Genomic DNA, 15,602 nt, shown 5'->3' on the forward strand with positions numbered 1-15,602 from the left:
ATAACGGTTAGAACGGCCATAGCTACAGCAGCAACCTTGCCCTTAAAATAGGCAGTAGCTGCAATCACAAGGCACGATACCGCCAGAATGTAACCAAGCAGCGACAGATCCATGTGAAGGCCGTGGAAGAAGATGCCTACCAGCAGCGAAAATGAGGCATGCGAAAACTGCCCGCTGTTATACACCACAAATAGTAATCGGGCAAGCATCATTAGTACTAACCACAGAATGGAATACCTAACCAAGAATGCACCTCGGCTATAAAATGCACCAGAAAACTTTTTCATCACGCTGTATATTGTATCATTACTATGCTCAAACACTCTATAAACCAAAACCAAACTACGAATTAACAAAAAAAGGCAGAATTAACGTAGCAATTAAGAAAGATTAACCCAAACCACAACGAATACCCAAATGGTGAATTAAAAAGAAAAGGAAAAAAGATGGGGAAACCCTTTCTGTGGAAACAATTTTTTCTACATTTGCAGCCTCAAAAAGGAGAGTTGGCCGAGTGGTCGAAGGCGCACGCCTGGAAAGTGTGTAATCCTCAAAAGGGGTTCTAGGGTTCGAATCCCTAACTCTCCGCTGTTAAGAAATACAAACAAAAACCTGTAAGTCAACGCTTACAGGTTTTTTATTTTGGTGAAAGAAGGCCAGCAAAATGAAAAAAACCTTTACTTCATACCTAGAAAGAGTTAACAAAATAGGCACTAATTGCTTTAAATTGTTTAGTGAATTTATACCAGAGTAAAATTTATAAGAAAGATATTATCATGAAGTATAAAGAATTAGCAAAAACAGGAGAGGAATTATCGGTTGTGGGTTTAGGCTGCATGGGCATGAGCCATGCCTACGGGCAACCAAACGATACAGAGAGTATTGCAACCCTTGAATACGCTCTAGACCTTGGCATAAATTTTTGGGATACAGCCGACGTTTATGGCAGCGGTGCCAACGAAGAGCTGATATCCAAGGTTCTTGTGCCAAACCGCGACAGGATATTTCTGGCCACAAAGTTTGGTTTTCGGGTAAAAGGCGGTGCCTTTACCGGTGGAGAGATGTACGTGGATGCCTCGCCAAAGTGGATGAAAGAGGCTGTTGAGAACAGCCTTCGGCGTTTAAAAATTGAAACCATTGACCTCTACTATGCACACCGTGTGGACCCGAATATTCCAATTGAAGATACGGTAGGCGCCATGGCTGAGTTGGTAAAGCAGGGAAAGGTGCGTTACCTCGGCTTAAGTGAATGTGGCGCAGAGGATTTGAAAAAGGCTCACGCGGTGCATCCGATATCCGCTTTGCAGAGCGAATACTCCCTGCTTACCCGTGATGTGGAAAAGGAGATTTTACCGCTAACCAAAGAGCTGGGCGTTACCTTCGTTCCCTTTGCACCATTAAGTCGCGGACTAATTACCAACAAGCTGGATGTAACCTCCCTTGCCTCAACCGACTTCCGTGCAAACTTACCACGCTATAGTGGAGAGTACCTGGATAATAACCAGAAGTTGGCAGTAGCATTTGCTGAATTTGCCGAAAGCAAATATTGTTCGCCCGCCCAGCTAGCCATTGCATGGGTAATAGCCCAAAGCAACAACATTATTCCAATTCCTGGCACAAAGCGTAGAAAATATCTGGAAGAAAATGCCGGTGCAACCGAAGTGGAACTCACAGCAAACGATATGGAAGCAATTGAAACAATTGTGAAGAAATATCCAAACGTTGGCCCACGCTACAGTGCCCGTGAAAACAAGTATGTAAAAAAGTAAGTTGAGAATTTAAATGATCACGACAATGCAAAAGATAGTTTTGAACAATAGCGTAGAGATGCCCATTTTAGGTTTTGGAGTTTACCAGGTACCCGATGCTGAAGAGTGTGAAAGAAGCGTTTTTGAGGCAATTAATACCGGCTATCGGCTCATTGATACGGCAGCGGCCTACCTGAATGAAGAGGCTGTTGGGAACGCAATCAAAAAAAGTGGGGTGGCACGGGAAGAGCTCTTTATCACCACCAAGCTCTGGATTCAGGATACCGGTTACGAAACCACGAAACAGGCTTTTGATAAGGCGATGAAACGGTTACAGCTGGATTATTTAGACCTATATCTTATTCATCAACCCATGGGAGACATTTACGGTTCGTGGCGGGCCATGGAGGAGCTGTATAGTGAAGGCAGAATTAGAGCCATAGGGGTTAGCAACTTCCAACCAGACCGCTTAATTGACCTGATTATCCATAACAAGGTGGTTCCTGCGGTTAATCAGATTGAGACGCACCCATTCCATCAGCAAATTGAAACCCAGAAATTTCTGAATGAGAACAACGTTCAGATTGAATCGTGGGGACCATTTGCCGAAGGGAGAAATGACATTTTTAAGAATGAGCTGCTGCTCTCCTTCGCTGGGAAATATAAGAAAACGGTTGCCCAAGTAATTCTGCGCTGGCTGACACAGAGAGGCGTAGTGGCTATTCCAAAATCGGTTCACAGGGAGAGAATTGTGGAAAATTTTAACATTTTCGACTTTGAGCTAAGCCCCGAAGATATGAACGCCATTGTATCGCTCGACACCAAGAAAAGTCAATTTTTCGACCATCGCGATCCAGAGATGGTGAAGTGGTTGGGCAGTAGAAAACTTGATATCTAAGCGGTTAGAATATCGCCTACTCCTCACTAAAAAAGCAAACCCAGGCAATGGCTTGTCGGGGTCTAATTTTACATGTGGTCTCAAATTCGCTACAGAGCCTATCTCCTACTTCACCTCCTCAAGCGTAATACCTGCTGAGGTAAACTTATCCATGAGCAAATCGGGTGAAACAGGGCGACCATTCCGAATGAGCGCAGCAAAAATGCGCGCTTCAATGGCCACCTTCATATCCGACTTACGCAAAATCTCCTGATCAAAAATCAAGCGAAGGTTACCCTTCCGCCCCATCTTCAACCTCACCAGAAAATCGTCACCAGGCTTAAGCGACGACTTATACTCCAGCTCGGCGCGTATCACCACGGCATCGATGCCATCGTTGTGCATTGTGGCAAAATCGAGGTCAACAGTGTTGAGAAACTTATGCCTACAGTGCTCCAGATAGTTCTGATACACCGAATTGTTTACAATGCCCTGAATGTCGCACTCGTAGTCGCGAACCTGCATTTCCATCTCAAAATCAAACGCTTTCAACATCACAATCTTTTTTTTCACATAAGACTAAAACACAAAGAACCGAGTGGCCCAAGGTTTGCAAGGCTAACGCTTCGCCAACGCCGTTCTTGCCTCCTCCGTAGAGCTCACAAAGTTGATTCGCCCAACCCTGTTGCTTTCGTAAATAAAATCGCGCAGGCTCTTGCTCGTGTACTTAGAGAAATCGCCCACAACGGCAAGCCGCATACCGTATGTAGAAAACTTTTGGAGTATCTCACCAGCAATACCCATCTTTAAATCGAAAAACTCGGGGATGATATTCCTTTCTTGAATAACAATGCTTCCAGCTCCCTGGTAGCTACAGTTCCCCATAATATCCAGCACATCGTCAGTATTGCGTATTTCAATGCCATCGGACACCACCTCGGCTACGCTATTTCCCTCAATGTTTATAACATCTATCTTCATGGTAACTGCTATTACTCTGTGCAAAATATACTGCACTTAGCTCTTCACATCTAGGTATACCGTTAAATCTTCGATTAGCTGCTTTTGCTCAGCATCAAAGTCGGTAAGATTAGTCATCAAGTTCGTAATCTGCAGTATTACATAATCCAAATTATTCCTATTGCCAATTTTATTCTTAATCAGCACGAATAGCTCATCGCTCATACGATTCTCCAACTCTTTGAGTGAGTTTTGCGATTCGTAATTTTCCACAATTCTTGACACCAATTTATAATCAATATCCTTCAGTATACCGGTATTTTTAGCAGTTTCGTAGCCAATGCCCTTCACATCCAACCCGCTATAGCTTATGGTGACAAACATTTCACCATGCACGTTTGTCTTCTTCTGTATTCTGGTGAAGTTCAAACGCAGCGTATCCAAGCTTCGCATTGTGACTTCAACATTTTTATTATTCTCCTTCAGCTCATTCAGAATGGTAAGAAAAACCTGCTTTTGGATGGTATGCTCCTTATAATTCATGCCAACATTACTTATCCAAAAAGCAATTAGGATTCCCAAAATTACGATGCTTATCTCCTTTAGATACTCTTTAAAGTTCATGCCGTTAAATTTTTAAAATGAATGTATCAATCTCTGCTGCTACTATTCTTGCTTAAACCCTTTAATAGAGCCACGATTAATACCTATAAAAGTAGCAAGAATATTACACCCCACCTAGACAAAGCCAGCCAATTTCAAGCTTCTCAAGAAGTCGTGCAGGGCAGGGAGCACCTAGCGAGGTAAGAAGCTGTAGATTAAAACAAGGAGAACAATGAGCGTAAAGGCAACATACATGTAGTCCTTCTCATAGATAAAGGCAAATACAGAAAAGAGAACCCTAATAACGGGCGTGGCAATGAGCAGCAATACCCCTAGCTCCATTATGGAGACGGACCGCAGCGCGATTACACCGTTGAGCAAATCCCGGAAATCGGAAAAGTTGAAGGGGTCGGCCTTAAAAATATGGTAGCTGGGAATCTCCGTTCCGTGCCTTGCCAAAAAGAAGATGGCACCGATAATAACCACGGCACCGGCGGCAATCACGCCAACACGGAGCAGGTTTCCCAGCGCAACTTCGATGCTCCCATCCAGGCCCTTGGTTTTACCTTGTGGCTTACTCATTTCAGTCCGTTTTTAAGCATTTCGAAGGCCAGCACTAGAATAATTGCCGTAAATACAGCTTTTAAAGTCTTGGAGGAGGCGGTGGTTAGCACCTTGGCACCCAGAAAGGCACCGGTTAACACTCCCAGCATTACCGGCATTACAAGGGCAGCATGGATAAACCCATTTTTGAGGTATATGCCTGCACTAGCCGCGGCGGTTACCCCAATCATAAAGTTACTGGTGGTGGTGGATACCTTGAACGGTATTTTCATAATCCTATCCATGGCTATCACCTTTATGGCACCGCCACCTATGCCCAGCAATCCCGACATTATTCCGGCAACGGTGGAAAGGCCAAACCCAAAAGGAACATTCCGCACTGAGTAACGCTCCATTCCGTTACCCGTGGGATACTCGCCATTTAGCTTTAGTAATTTGGCATACCTGTCCTCTTCGGTATAGGTAACATTTCCCTTCCTTCTAAGAATGGACGAAAATGCAGAGTACACAAGAATTCCGGCAAAAATGATTGAAATAGAGTTGGCGGAGAGTATACCTGCCAACAGGGCGCCAACAACCGCGCCGATGGTAGTTGCCATCTCCAAAAACATGCCAATTCGGATGTTCGAGTAGCCCTCTTTAACGTAGGCGGAGGCCGAGCCCGAGGAGGTGGCAATAACCGAGATGAGCGATGCACCCGCCGCAAAGTGAATATCTACTCCAAACAGCACCGTAAGCATGGGAACCACCACCACTCCCCCGCCCAAACCGGTTAGCGATCCCAGCAGCCCGGCAAAAAAGGAGCCGATGTAGATCAGGAGCGAAAAGAGTAGATTATCGAGGTGTGGCATAGGCAGAGCGCATTACCAAAAAAACTCAGGCAAATTTAGGAATAGTGGCCGAAATAAACCAGCGTTTGCCCTTGCTTTAAGAAACTAATTTTCGGCAGTGGTTGTTTGAAGGGAGTCCTTATCTGTTATTGGCAACTGCTTGTAGCTCGTTTCTTATGGTTTATAGGCGAAAACGATTTAAAGGTGAACCACTACGACATTGAAACCAATGGCTGCTACGATGGTTTCGATAAAAATGGTGTTAACCGCAATCTAGGAGCCGAAAGCACGCTGGCCTATTTGATCTCTTATCTGTCAGTTTTGCAGGGCCACGAAGAACTTAATAAGGCAAATTAAGCCTTCTCTGAGTTTTTTAATTCATTCAGCAGCGCCCTTAAGTTGACCGTGGCGTAGGTGGATGCATAATCGGACATGGCATAGGGTAAGATCAGGCTCTCGTTATGGATCATCGATCCGCAGGAATATACAACGTTAGGCACATAGCCCTCTCGCTCCTCTGCGTTGGCAACCAATAACGGATGGCTTAACCGTCCTATTTCAACTTCAGGATTTTGAAGATCGAATAGCGATGCCCCTATAGCATATTCGCGCATGGGGCCAACGCCATGGGTGATTACCAGCCATCCCTCCTCCGTTTCGATGGGAGAACCACAGTTCCCAATTTGTACCAATTCCCAGGGAAATTTTGGCTGCTGTATGAGCTTTGCTTCACGCCAAATATTTATATTATCCGAAAAGGCAATGTAATTATTGAATCCATCGAGCCGGCAAAGCATGGCATACTTGCCGCCAATTTTTCTGGGAAACATGGCCATTCCCTTATTCTGAGCAATCTCACCATAAACAGGTAAGCTTTTGAAATGGTAAAAATCGCTGGTGTCTAGTAGCTTTGGCAATATGGTGCTGCCATTGTATGCTGTGTAGGTGGCATAGTATTTCGTTTCACCATTATCATTGGTAAACTTGACGAAACGGGCATCTTCAATACCATTCTTTTCATTTATCGCAACCGGAAAAATCACCCTTTCCGAGATGTTGGTGTCCAATGAAAATTGTATTTCGTAATGCGAGGAGGCCAGCCACATAATTTGGTTAATCAATATCTCCTTATCAGCAGCCAAATGAAGGCCACTTCGTACCTCTTCAACACATTTTCGGAGGTCTTCATAGGTAAAAGTATCGCTTAGCTTATCGAGTATCAATCCGGGAGGCATAATGGAATGAAAGTCCATCTCTTCCAACTTTACGGTAAACGATTTTTTATTGTATAAATGCCGCTGAATATTTTGAGCCTCCTCCAGCATTTTTCCAACCGGTTCAATGGTAAGATTGCTACTTATGTCTAAAATTCCGGTTCGGAATACGATTGACGAAATATGTCCCTCTCCGGTAGCCCTTAAGCTTATTATTACCCTTTTTTCACCCGGTATAATCCCCGACTGATCGGGATGTTCAACTATGGACGGATTAAAAAGGGCTGCGGAATCAACTGCATACTCCATGGTAAAGTAAGCACCAATGAGCAATTTCCGGTTATAATCGAGCGGGTCTGAATTGGTCTTTATCTGTGCAAACAAATGGGCAATATTGTTAAAATGCCTTTCAAAGATTGCTGTGACATTACGATGTCGCAATGAATAATCTCTCATTACCTGACTTAAGCTCAAATGTGCTTCATTCTCCGTTAGGCCCACTACCGATTGAATAATACCCATTGCTCTTTCGTCGGTTGTATATAAAAAACGCGCGATTACTCTGGATGAATCTGGAATAAACCTTATATTTTTCCTATTTACGGCAGCTTGCATAGTCCCTACTAATTTTCTCCAAAGTTAGTAGCATATAATGAATAAGCCCTTTTTATTCCACTTATCTCGCAGAGCCTTGGCAAGGAGATAGAACGCTAAAAATCTGTGGATACAACGAATTCCGGCCAAAATGATTGAAATCGCTTGCACGGAGCTGCCCAAATAGCTGGTCAAGCCCTCCTTCCCTGTGCATTAGTAATGTGTTTTGACCGGAGACTATTTTAATGAATCCCTGTCCCAATTTGCGGGATTGTTTATAATGTAATCCGATATTTTCATATACGATTGTTCATCGCGGATAATGTGTTCGTGGTAATTACGTTGCCAAATTTTTTCGTTGAAACCCAATAAACCCAATTGTTTTGTAACCGATGATTTATATCCACGAACAATTGCACCAATTGTTTGCGATGGCGAACGTAGGGGCGTATCGCATACGCCCTGTTTGTTGGGCGAATCCAATTCGCCCCTACCCAATAACCGGACAATGCCATGGATATGGTTTGGCATTATTACAAATTCACCCAATTCAACGTTGTTTCGTATTTCGGTTGTTTTCATCCATTCGTTGCAGGCAATGTGCCCGTATTCGTTCAATACCATCACCCCATTTTCGATATTTCCAAACAAACACGCCCTATTTTGGCAACACAGGGTAATAAAATACAATCCTGCCCGCGCATAATCGTATCCCTTTAGGCGGATGCTGCGGCGATGGTGTTTCTCAGGGTTATAGGCCATTCTACACTATTTTCTAGTATTTCAATTTCATCTACGGTTTAGCTTTCATTTTATCCAATATTGCTCCACCAAAATACACCACAAGCAAATAGGGCGAAAGCATAACAAAAGCAAATATTGCCCTTACAGGCCAGCCAACCCCCATCGAGCTTTGGTAAAGCATTTTCACCTTGGCCAAATTTTCATTGGCAACATTTCTTAGACGCAACGCCTCTGTCCAACCCTCAAAGTCATAGCCGTAATGAGAAAGTAGAATGGCATTGGATTCATCACCCCACCAGGAAAAAATAATAGCGAGTAGTGCCAAAAACAGTAATCCCCAAAGAATATACTTCGTAAAAACCCCTTCCCTATTTCTACGCTTGATGCGAATTAGCAATAAAATTGGGGATAGCACAATCAAACCGAACAGGGTAAGATTAATGGCAATGACTAAAGCTTCCATAATAACTATAAAACACCTATCTTATCATTGACAACGGTTACGTATATGAAACGTTTGACATTTCGAAGCACTTCCCTGTCAAGTTACAACTACTTTTGATACGAGCTGTGCCGCTCGATAACGCACTGACTGCCAAATGTTTTATATACGATGTTGTACCCCGTTTTTATTTCCTTCTTTTTTCTATATGCTTGATTAATAATGATTTTACATAGTCAGGTAATGCAATTTCCCCCTTGTCTGCTTCTTTCTTTAATGCTTCAAAAAAATTCACTTCTACTCCTTGCCATGTCAATTCGAGTCGGCGAATCTTTTCTAAAGTAATGTGGTCATAATTCTCAGGTCTGCCCCAATAACACTTTAAACAGATTTCAATATCTTTTGAATCATTCCAATTTTCACAGTGTTCACAAGACCATGACTTTGCTCTATTGCAAGAAGCGCAAAGAAGCATATAATCATTGATGTTTTGCTGAAAATTTTCATCATCCCCACTTATTTCATATGGCACTCTATGGTCAACTTGCAAATACCTTTCTTCAAACTTTCCATTACAGATATAGCAATGCCCATTATTTGCATCATATAATGATTTTTTGAAATCTTTCGAAAATATTTGCCGTCCGTCAACACGATTATTTCGTATTTTCGAAAGGTCTCCAAATCTGTATGCAGCTATTGATTTGCCATCAGCGGATTTTGTTTTAAATGTTTCAAGTGGGATTCCTGCTTCCCTAACATCTCTTGCCGCACGGGGTGGATGATTATATCCGTAAGTTTTTTCTAAATCTTCAGTTGTTATAAAACCGTGTTTTAGAATATGGTCAATAACAATCTTGGCTCTTTTATTGGTTATTGATTCTGCAAGTTTTAAAAATTCTTTCGGGTACTTTTTCATACGAAGTCAAACAATGAAGGCTGTTTAATTGAAACTGATTCTATCCGTTTATTTATATGCGAAATTGAGGCTAAGTTATCGGATATATAAACAGCTTCATATGTCCGTTCGTTCCTACTATGCAATGTTGCAATTGAAGAACGACCTGCATCTATTTCAATTTTATGTAAATTCAATTCCTTAGGAAGTTCCTCTCCGTATGTTTTATTGTCAGTACGACCATCATAACTTAAAATGAACGGAATATTTCGCTTGTTTAATTTGTAAAGTGAAATCACAAAATTTTCATGATTGAGGTCTTCCATATATCTAAACCCGCCATTTTTTGCTGTCCCTTGGTACGGTGGGTCCATATAAACTAAATCATTCTCAGTTGCCATATCCAAAATTTTCTCATAATCAACAGAATGGAAAGTAACTTTGTCCTTTAATAGATTTGAAACATTTAAAATATCAAATCTCATATTTTCAGGTAAACGCCCTTTTCTTCTTTTGTCAGGACTTTGATTAAAATTGCCTTCTGCATTATATCGAACTGCTGCTTTAACGCATTTAGCCAATAAAAATAATAGATATTTTGGCTCTTTTGTTTGATTAAAACTGTCTCTTATTTGATAATAAAAATCTTCTTCATTACCAAGTTGGTTATTCCAAATATGATGATAATCCCGAATTATTGTCTGAGGCTCATTTACAATTTTTTCCCAAAGATTTATTAAGGGTTCATTGATGTCGTTTACAATAAACTTGTTAGCTTTGAAATAATATGCTGATGCAATAGTAATTGCAGCCGAACCAGCAAAAGGTTCAATTAATCTATCAATCTTTTGAGGAAAAAATCTTAAGATGTCCGCAGCAAGGTTTCTTTTGCTACCTTGATATGGTATTGGATGTGGTATCTTCATATAATTCTATTTTTTACAAAATTAATCATTTTCGTTCAACATGTCTAATTTATGGTAGGTCGTCTTTTAAAATGGGGTACAACGAGTGTATAAACACAGCTATCGTTGTTATTTCCGCCTTAGGCAAACCTTTTTTTCTTGAAACTCTCGTCGCACCATGGGCGGCAAAGAGCCACTTCCAAGATTGATTTATCCCATAATTTGCCATTCGTTGGTATCTCAAACTTACAAAAAATATGCATTAGCCCAAGCTATCCTACTGATTTTTAACCAGGACAATCCTTGAGCCAAGGTTGGCCTAAATGCAATGGTGTTTATTCCGTTTAATAGCAAAATAAAATCTATTCAGGAATCGATGTATGCGTAAGCCGTTTATTGTAGATTGTGTTAAAAGTGTCAGACCGCTGCCATTCTTGCTTTATCACTCGATAAAACTCAGGCAGAGAAGGGAGGCAACCGGGCAAACATCGAAGGTCATCTGGCAGAGAAGGGAGCGCACCGGACAAACATCGAAGGAGATATGACAGAGAAGGGAGCCTTCTGGCAGACATTGAGGGATATCTGGCAAAGAAGGGAGGCAACCGGACAAACATCGAAGGGCATTTGGCAAAGAAGGGAATCCACCAGATAGTCATCGAAGGAGCTCCGGCAAAGAAGGAAGCCTTCGGGCAGACATCGAAGGTCATCTGGCAGAGAAGGGAGGCCACCGGACAAACATCGAAGAATATCTGGCAAAGAAAGGAGCCTTCCGGCAGACATCGAAGGCGATCTGGCAGAGAAGGGAGCCCACCGGACAGCCATCGAAGGAGGTTTTGCAAAAGCAAGCTTATCCTACCCTTGAAAGTAATGACCCAAGATATTCTAAAATTTACGAATGACGAAGAGAGGACTCTAGCCGATGCCGCTATTCAGCAGCTCGGCTATTTCTTGTTTGAGATTTTTAAGGTCCTTGATTACGATTGTCCAGATAATATCTTCAGATACCGAATCGTACCCGTGGCTTATTCTATTCCTTGTATCCACAATTTTTCTAGCATTTGCTATTTTGATATCTGGATGGACCTTTAGAATTCTATTTACCGCTTCACCAATTATTTCAATATTTCGCTCAATTGCTTTTTTTCCTTTTAAGTCTTTTTTGAACTCAAAAAAATTAAGTTTCGCGGGCAAAAAAGTTTCAATCTCATCGATAGATTGGCTAATATCTTCAAGCCAAGTTCGAACTTCCACTTCCATATATTTGGACTTTAGTTCGTTCAATTTCACCTTTCAAAAATTTGTTGCGGATGGCCTTTTGCTCGAGCAGGTCAATATGCCGCTTAAATATTTCCTCGAGCTGAAACTTAAGATTAAAGTATTTGTCCGTGTATGAAATAGGGTCATTATCATCAATATCAACCACCAAGTCTATATCGCTATCGGGATTAAACCTATCCGTAGTCACCGAACCAAAGGCAAATAACGTCCTAACTTTGTTGGCCTCACAAAGTTGAATTATCTGCTTAATATTTTGGTCTATCACTGTCATACAGGTTCAAAGTTAGCGATTTTTTGTTGATAAATGGTATGCCACACATCAAAGGAGATTTTGCAAAAGCCAACCACTCCTCCCATGGCAAAGAAGCTGTAGATGTTGTATATTTAGCAAAAGTTTAAGGCAAGGGTTGGTCACGCAAGGTATAGGGCACCTCTCCAACTAAGTAGGCGCTTTATGGCTCAAAGGTGGCGGCCAGTTACCATTTAAAAATCAGTATAGCCATGAAATACATTGGAGCACACGTTAGCGCTTCGGGTGGTGTGGAGAATGCACCACGCAATGCCGCAGCCATTGGGGCAAAAGCCTTCGCCCTATTCACAAAAAATCAACGTCAGTGGAAATCGGCACCGCTAACGCAGACCAGCATCGAGGGTTTTAAAAAGGCGTGCAAAGAGCTTGGATTTAAGCCCGAGCACATCCTGCCGCACGACAGCTACCTCATTAACCTTGGCCATCCCGAAAAGGAGGCGCTGGAAAAATCGAGGGAGGCCTTCCTCGACGAGATGCAGCGGTGCGAGCAGCTGGGTCTCGACCGGCTAAACTTTCACCCCGGCAGCCACCTCAACCAAATAAGCCTGGAGGCGTGCCTCGATTTGGTGGCCGAATCCATCAACATTGCCCTCGCAAAAACCAAGGACGTAATTGCCGTAATTGAAAACACCGCCGGGCAAGGCACCAACGTAGGGCACACCTTTGAGCAGCTGCGCCACATTATCGACAAGGTGGAGGACAAAACCCGCGTTGGCGTGTGCATAGACACCTGCCACGCCTTCACCGCCGGATACAACCTCAAGGAGCAAGGGGAGTTCAACGAGGTTTTTCAGCGGTTCGACGAAACCATTGGGTTCAAGTACCTAAAGGGAATGCACATCAACGACTCCAAAAAGGAGTTCGCCTCCCGGGTCGACCGGCACGATAGCATCGGCAAGGGGTTTTTGGGCATCGATACCTTTAAGTATATTATGAAGGATTCGCGGTTCGACAACATTCCGCTCATTCTGGAAACACCCGACGAAACCATTTGGCAGGAGGAAATTGCCATGCTCTACGCCATGCAAGCAAAGTAAAACCTAATCTATGAAGCCATGAAAAGCGTTCTTTTATTCGTACTAGCCATAGCAATGTCAACAATGCTATCAGCACAGGAAAAGTGGGCCATTGCCATTCACGGTGGTGCAGGAAACATCACCCCCGAGAAGCTGGGCGCCGACTCGCTAGTCTACAAGGCTGCGCTGGATTCGGCCCTGTCGATTGGTGCTGATATCCTGTCGAAGGGAGGAACCAGCCTCGATGCGGTGGAGCAGGTGGTAATTTATCTTGAGAACAATCCGCACTTTAACGCAGGCAAGGGTGCCGTTTTTACCTCAGCGGGTAAGAATGAGCTCGACGCCTGCATCATGGACGGAAAAACGCTGGAATCGGGTGCCGTGGCCGGTGTAGGCGATATTAAGAATCCTATTGTGGCCGCCAGAGCGGTGATGGAAAAGTCGGGTGCCGTGCTGCTTGCCGGTGCAGGAGCCTCCAACTTTGCGCGTGCCAACGGCATTGAGATGGTGGACTCCTCCTACTTCTTCACCGAAAGAAGCTGGCAAAGCTACCTGAAGGCCAAGCAGGTGCCTCCAACGGAAAAGCACGGAACGGTAGGCTGCGTAGCCCTCGACATGAACGGAAACTTAGCGGCGGCAACCTCCACTGGTGGCATGACCAACAAGCTCCCCGGAAGAATTGGCGACTCTCCCATAGTTGGCGCCGGAACCTACGCAAACAACAACGCCTGCGCCATTTCGTGCACGGGTCATGGGGAGTTCTTTATTCGCTACACCGTTGCCCGAAGTATTGCCGCGCTGGTGGAGTATCGCGATGTAGATTTGAAGGATGCCGTTTCGCAAATGATTTGGAAAACGCTAAAACCCATTGGTGCCGAAGGTGGCGTAATTGCCCTCGATAGACAAGGAAATATCGTTACTGACTTCAACACCCCGGGCATGTTTCGTGGATTTGCCTCCTCCTCAGGAAAAAAGATGGTTGGCCTCTTTGCTAGGTAACTATTGGCATGGACAATATGTTGCCATAATCCTGATTAAAAGCAAACTATAATTAGTTTTAAAAAAGCCCTCACGGAATTTGGTGGGGGCTTTTTTTTCCATAACTTTGCGTAAACATTGAGTAATGGTTCTGTTGCTGCTTAGCATACTATCATCAACCACAATTCTGGTGATTTTCAAGCTTTCGGAGAAGCTTCAAGTAAAAAGTCTCCCCATTATTGCCCTCAACTACGCCGTAGCAACATTGCTCGGTTTTTTTTTGGCCGATAAGTCGCAAATTTCACTTCAATCTGCTGGATACGAATGGATTGCCTTTGCACTAGGATTAGGCGTCCTCTTTATTGGCCTCTTTTTTATAGTGGCCCAAAGCACACAGCTGGCGGGCATTGCTCCCACCACCATTGCGACGAAGATGTCGGTCATTTTTCCCATACTGCTATCGCTCGCCATTGAACCCAATGATAAGCTAACCCCGATAAAGTTATCGGGGTTTATTTTGGCCATAACCGCCCTGCTCCTGAGCAGCTACCCGTCCAAAAAGGAAAAGAGCAACCGAAAGCTGTGGTTTCCAATCATCCTCTTCTTTGGCATGGGATTGATTGACTCGCTCATGAAGTTCTCCCAAGCAAAGTTTGTGAGCGATGAGCTCAAGCCCATCTTTCTAACCCTTCTCTTTGGAACAGCCTGCATCATTGGTTTTGTCCTAGTGCTTCGCAGTAGAGAGAACCGTCGTGGGTTCCTAGAGATAAAAACGCTAGGCTTAGGATTGGCCCTAGGTGCTGCAAACTTTGGTTCAGCCTACTTTTTCATAGGTATGCTCAACTACTCCACAAAGTATGGCTTTCTCGATAGTTCCACGCTCATCGGCGTAAACAACATTGGCATTGTACTGTGTAGCTCAGCCATTGGACGCTTCATATTCAAGGAGAAGTATTCCATGCTCAACATTGGAGGAATAGTCCTTGCGGTTTTTGCCCTCTACCTCCTAACCTACCTCGTGCCATGAGCGACGACACCTATAAAACCATAGCTGCTGCCACCGAACCGGAAGGTAACTTTCGCGATAGAGGGAGTAAATTCATTGGTCTGCTCTACCCCATTCAAAACGAAGATGAGGCAAAAGCCATTTTACATACAGTTAAAAAGCAATACTACGACGCCACGCATCACTGCTACGCATACCGTTTTGGACCAACAGGTGAAAATTACCGGGCCAACGACGATGGTGAGCCATCCGGTTCGGCGGGCAAGCCCATTCTCAACCAGCTGCTCTCTGCGGAAATCACCAATGTGCTAGCCGTGGTGGTCCGCTACTATGGCGGAACAAAGTTGGGTGTTCCGGGGTTAATTAATGCCTACAAGGAGGCAACGCGGCAAGCCATAAGTGAAGCAGAAATTGTTGAGAGAACGGTAAATGATAGGTTTGAGGTGAAGTTTGAATACGTTGCCATGAACGACGTGATGAAGGCGGTAAAGGAGCTGTCGCCCACCATTGTAAGCCAAGATATGGGCCTTAGCTGCCAAATGGTGCTGGAGATAAGGCAGAGCTTATCGGCTCAATTAGAAGAGAGACTCTCTGGAAAGGAGATGATAACCATTGAATTAGTAGAATAGAGTAAT

At 43.7% G+C, this 15,602-nt stretch carries 20 protein-coding genes and 1 tRNA gene; 8 read left to right on the plus strand and 13 right to left on the minus strand.

What is annotated here, in order from left to right; genetic code table 11:
• Nucleotides 1-287, minus strand: a 287-nt coding sequence (locus VMW01_05825) for a hypothetical protein (protein ID HUW05759.1), incomplete at its 3' end; no start/stop codon positions are given.
• A gap of 213 nt (nucleotides 288-500) precedes the next feature.
• On the opposite strand from VMW01_05825, the gene VMW01_05830 reads away from it, so the two are divergent.
• The 3 genes from VMW01_05830 (at nucleotide 501) to VMW01_05840 (ending at nucleotide 2,646) form a co-directional block, all read left to right on the plus strand.
• Nucleotides 501-588 (plus strand) — tRNA-Ser (locus tag VMW01_05830).
• 188 nt (nucleotides 589-776) lie between these two features.
• Complete coding sequence (locus VMW01_05835; protein ID HUW05760.1) at nucleotides 777-1,769, plus strand: aldo/keto reductase; 993 nt, start codon at nucleotides 777-779, stop codon at nucleotides 1,767-1,769.
• Nucleotides 1,770-1,794: 25 nt separating this feature from the next.
• Nucleotides 1,795-2,646 (plus strand): aldo/keto reductase, encoded by an 852-nt coding sequence (locus VMW01_05840; GenBank protein ID HUW05761.1) that lies wholly within the window; start codon nucleotides 1,795-1,797, stop codon nucleotides 2,644-2,646.
• A gap of 105 nt (nucleotides 2,647-2,751) precedes the next feature.
• On the opposite strand, the gene VMW01_05845 is transcribed toward VMW01_05840, so the two are convergent.
• The 5 genes from VMW01_05845 to VMW01_05865 form a co-directional block, all read right to left on the minus strand.
• Nucleotides 2,752-3,180 carry a thioesterase family protein gene (locus VMW01_05845; GenBank protein ID HUW05762.1) on the minus strand — a complete coding sequence of 143 codons (429 nt, stop codon included), beginning with the start codon at nucleotides 3,178-3,180 and terminating at the stop codon, nucleotides 2,752-2,754.
• A 63-nt stretch (nucleotides 3,181-3,243) separates the two neighbouring features.
• Entirely contained in the window at nucleotides 3,244-3,606 is a 363-nt protein-coding gene (locus VMW01_05850; GenBank protein HUW05763.1) for a DUF4180 domain-containing protein, read from the minus strand.
• 36 nt (nucleotides 3,607-3,642) lie between these two features.
• On the minus strand, nucleotides 3,643-4,209 hold the full coding sequence (locus tag VMW01_05855; GenBank protein ID HUW05764.1) for a hypothetical protein: 567 nt from the start codon (nucleotides 4,207-4,209) through the stop codon (nucleotides 3,643-3,645).
• A gap of 171 nt (nucleotides 4,210-4,380) precedes the next feature.
• Nucleotides 4,381-4,770 (minus strand): DUF1634 domain-containing protein, encoded by a 390-nt coding sequence (locus VMW01_05860; GenBank protein HUW05765.1) that lies wholly within the window; start codon nucleotides 4,768-4,770, stop codon nucleotides 4,381-4,383.
• Complete coding sequence (locus VMW01_05865; GenBank protein HUW05766.1) at nucleotides 4,767-5,603, minus strand: sulfite exporter TauE/SafE family protein; 837 nt, start codon at nucleotides 5,601-5,603, stop codon at nucleotides 4,767-4,769. Before VMW01_05865 ends, VMW01_05860 begins: the two co-directional genes overlap by 4 nt.
• A gap of 183 nt (nucleotides 5,604-5,786) precedes the next feature.
• On the opposite strand from VMW01_05865, the gene VMW01_05870 reads away from it, so the two are divergent.
• Nucleotides 5,787-5,939: a hypothetical protein gene (locus VMW01_05870; protein ID HUW05767.1), complete on the plus strand. Its 153-nt coding sequence runs from the start codon at nucleotides 5,787-5,789 to the stop codon at nucleotides 5,937-5,939.
• Here the strand turns inward: VMW01_05870 and VMW01_05875 are convergent.
• The 7 genes from VMW01_05875 to VMW01_05905 all read right to left on the minus strand — a co-directional run bounded on the left by VMW01_05875 (nucleotide 5,936) and on the right by VMW01_05905 (nucleotide 11,928).
• Complete coding sequence (locus tag VMW01_05875; GenBank protein ID HUW05768.1) at nucleotides 5,936-7,411, minus strand: glycoside hydrolase family 130 protein; 1,476 nt, start codon at nucleotides 7,409-7,411, stop codon at nucleotides 5,936-5,938. The two genes, VMW01_05870 and VMW01_05875, sit on opposite strands and share 4 nt — an antisense overlap.
• A 216-nt stretch (nucleotides 7,412-7,627) precedes the next feature.
• Entirely contained in the window at nucleotides 7,628-8,152 is a 525-nt protein-coding gene (locus VMW01_05880; GenBank protein ID HUW05769.1) for a transposase, read from the minus strand.
• Nucleotides 8,153-8,183: 31 nt separating this feature from the next.
• Nucleotides 8,184-8,597, minus strand: coding sequence for a hypothetical protein (locus VMW01_05885; GenBank protein ID HUW05770.1), 414 nt, complete (start codon nucleotides 8,595-8,597; stop codon nucleotides 8,184-8,186).
• A 166-nt stretch (nucleotides 8,598-8,763) separates the two neighbouring features.
• A complete protein-coding gene (locus tag VMW01_05890; protein ID HUW05771.1) occupies nucleotides 8,764-9,495 on the minus strand; it encodes an HNH endonuclease signature motif containing protein in 732 nt (243 codons plus the stop codon).
• Complete coding sequence (locus tag VMW01_05895; protein HUW05772.1) at nucleotides 9,492-10,400, minus strand: DNA adenine methylase; 909 nt, start codon at nucleotides 10,398-10,400, stop codon at nucleotides 9,492-9,494. Before VMW01_05895 ends, VMW01_05890 begins: the two co-directional genes overlap by 4 nt.
• 891 nt (nucleotides 10,401-11,291) lie before the next feature.
• Entirely contained in the window at nucleotides 11,292-11,636 is a 345-nt protein-coding gene (locus VMW01_05900) for a HepT-like ribonuclease domain-containing protein (GenBank protein ID HUW05773.1), read from the minus strand.
• A complete protein-coding gene (locus VMW01_05905) occupies nucleotides 11,608-11,928 on the minus strand; it encodes a nucleotidyltransferase domain-containing protein (protein HUW05774.1) in 321 nt (106 codons plus the stop codon). The genes VMW01_05900 and VMW01_05905 overlap by 29 nt, the downstream gene beginning before the upstream one ends.
• A gap of 230 nt (nucleotides 11,929-12,158) precedes the next feature.
• On the opposite strand from VMW01_05905, the gene nfo reads away from it, so the two are divergent.
• The 4 genes from nfo to VMW01_05925 all read left to right on the plus strand — a co-directional run bounded on the left by nfo (nucleotide 12,159) and on the right by VMW01_05925 (nucleotide 15,596).
• Nucleotides 12,159-13,004 carry a deoxyribonuclease IV gene (gene nfo / locus VMW01_05910; protein HUW05775.1) on the plus strand — a complete coding sequence of 282 codons (846 nt, stop codon included), beginning with the start codon at nucleotides 12,159-12,161 and terminating at the stop codon, nucleotides 13,002-13,004.
• A gap of 18 nt (nucleotides 13,005-13,022) precedes the next feature.
• Nucleotides 13,023-13,982 (plus strand): isoaspartyl peptidase/L-asparaginase, encoded by a 960-nt coding sequence (locus tag VMW01_05915; GenBank protein ID HUW05776.1) that lies wholly within the window; start codon nucleotides 13,023-13,025, stop codon nucleotides 13,980-13,982.
• A gap of 124 nt (nucleotides 13,983-14,106) precedes the next feature.
• Nucleotides 14,107-14,988 (plus strand): hypothetical protein, encoded by an 882-nt coding sequence (locus VMW01_05920; protein ID HUW05777.1) that lies wholly within the window; start codon nucleotides 14,107-14,109, stop codon nucleotides 14,986-14,988.
• Complete coding sequence (locus VMW01_05925; protein HUW05778.1) at nucleotides 14,985-15,596, plus strand: YigZ family protein; 612 nt, start codon at nucleotides 14,985-14,987, stop codon at nucleotides 15,594-15,596. The genes VMW01_05920 and VMW01_05925 overlap by 4 nt, the downstream gene beginning before the upstream one ends.
• Nucleotides 15,597-15,602: the final 6 nt, after the last annotated feature.

The sequence above is a fragment of the Williamwhitmania sp. genome (assembly GCA_035529935.1).
In the GTDB taxonomy this organism is placed as follows: domain Bacteria; phylum Bacteroidota; class Bacteroidia; order Bacteroidales; family Williamwhitmaniaceae; genus Williamwhitmania.

What these genes read in the sequence shown, in the direction of transcription:
- VMW01_05850 (HUW05763.1), bottom strand. Translation starts at nt 3,606, where the DNA reads ATGAAGATAGATGTTATAAACATTGAGGGAAATAGCGTAGCCGAGGTG.
- VMW01_05880 (HUW05769.1), bottom strand. Translation starts at nt 8,152, where the DNA reads ATGGCCTATAACCCTGAGAAACACCATCGCCGCAGCATCCGCCTAAAG.
- VMW01_05885 (HUW05770.1), bottom strand. Translation starts at nt 8,597, where the DNA reads ATGGAAGCTTTAGTCATTGCCATTAATCTTACCCTGTTCGGTTTGATT.
- nfo (HUW05775.1), top strand. Translation starts at nt 12,159, where the DNA reads ATGAAATACATTGGAGCACACGTTAGCGCTTCGGGTGGTGTGGAGAAT.
- VMW01_05900 (HUW05773.1), bottom strand. Translation starts at nt 11,636, where the DNA reads ATGGAAGTGGAAGTTCGAACTTGGCTTGAAGATATTAGCCAATCTATC.
- VMW01_05840 (HUW05761.1), top strand. Translation starts at nt 1,795, where the DNA reads ATGCAAAAGATAGTTTTGAACAATAGCGTAGAGATGCCCATTTTAGGT.
- VMW01_05860 (HUW05765.1), bottom strand. Translation starts at nt 4,770, where the DNA reads ATGAGTAAGCCACAAGGTAAAACCAAGGGCCTGGATGGGAGCATCGAA.
- VMW01_05875 (HUW05768.1), bottom strand. Translation starts at nt 7,411, where the DNA reads ATGCAAGCTGCCGTAAATAGGAAAAATATAAGGTTTATTCCAGATTCA.
- VMW01_05890 (HUW05771.1), bottom strand. Translation starts at nt 9,495, where the DNA reads ATGAAAAAGTACCCGAAAGAATTTTTAAAACTTGCAGAATCAATAACC.
- VMW01_05865 (HUW05766.1), bottom strand. Translation starts at nt 5,603, where the DNA reads ATGCCACACCTCGATAATCTACTCTTTTCGCTCCTGATCTACATCGGC.
- VMW01_05855 (HUW05764.1), bottom strand. Translation starts at nt 4,209, where the DNA reads ATGAACTTTAAAGAGTATCTAAAGGAGATAAGCATCGTAATTTTGGGA.
- VMW01_05905 (HUW05774.1), bottom strand. Translation starts at nt 11,928, where the DNA reads ATGACAGTGATAGACCAAAATATTAAGCAGATAATTCAACTTTGTGAG.
- VMW01_05845 (HUW05762.1), bottom strand. Translation starts at nt 3,180, where the DNA reads ATGTTGAAAGCGTTTGATTTTGAGATGGAAATGCAGGTTCGCGACTAC.
- VMW01_05925 (HUW05778.1), top strand. Translation starts at nt 14,985, where the DNA reads ATGAGCGACGACACCTATAAAACCATAGCTGCTGCCACCGAACCGGAA.
- VMW01_05920 (HUW05777.1), top strand. Translation starts at nt 14,107, where the DNA reads ATGGTTCTGTTGCTGCTTAGCATACTATCATCAACCACAATTCTGGTG.
- VMW01_05895 (HUW05772.1), bottom strand. Translation starts at nt 10,400, where the DNA reads ATGAAGATACCACATCCAATACCATATCAAGGTAGCAAAAGAAACCTT.
- VMW01_05915 (HUW05776.1), top strand. Translation starts at nt 13,023, where the DNA reads ATGAAAAGCGTTCTTTTATTCGTACTAGCCATAGCAATGTCAACAATG.
- VMW01_05835 (HUW05760.1), top strand. Translation starts at nt 777, where the DNA reads ATGAAGTATAAAGAATTAGCAAAAACAGGAGAGGAATTATCGGTTGTG.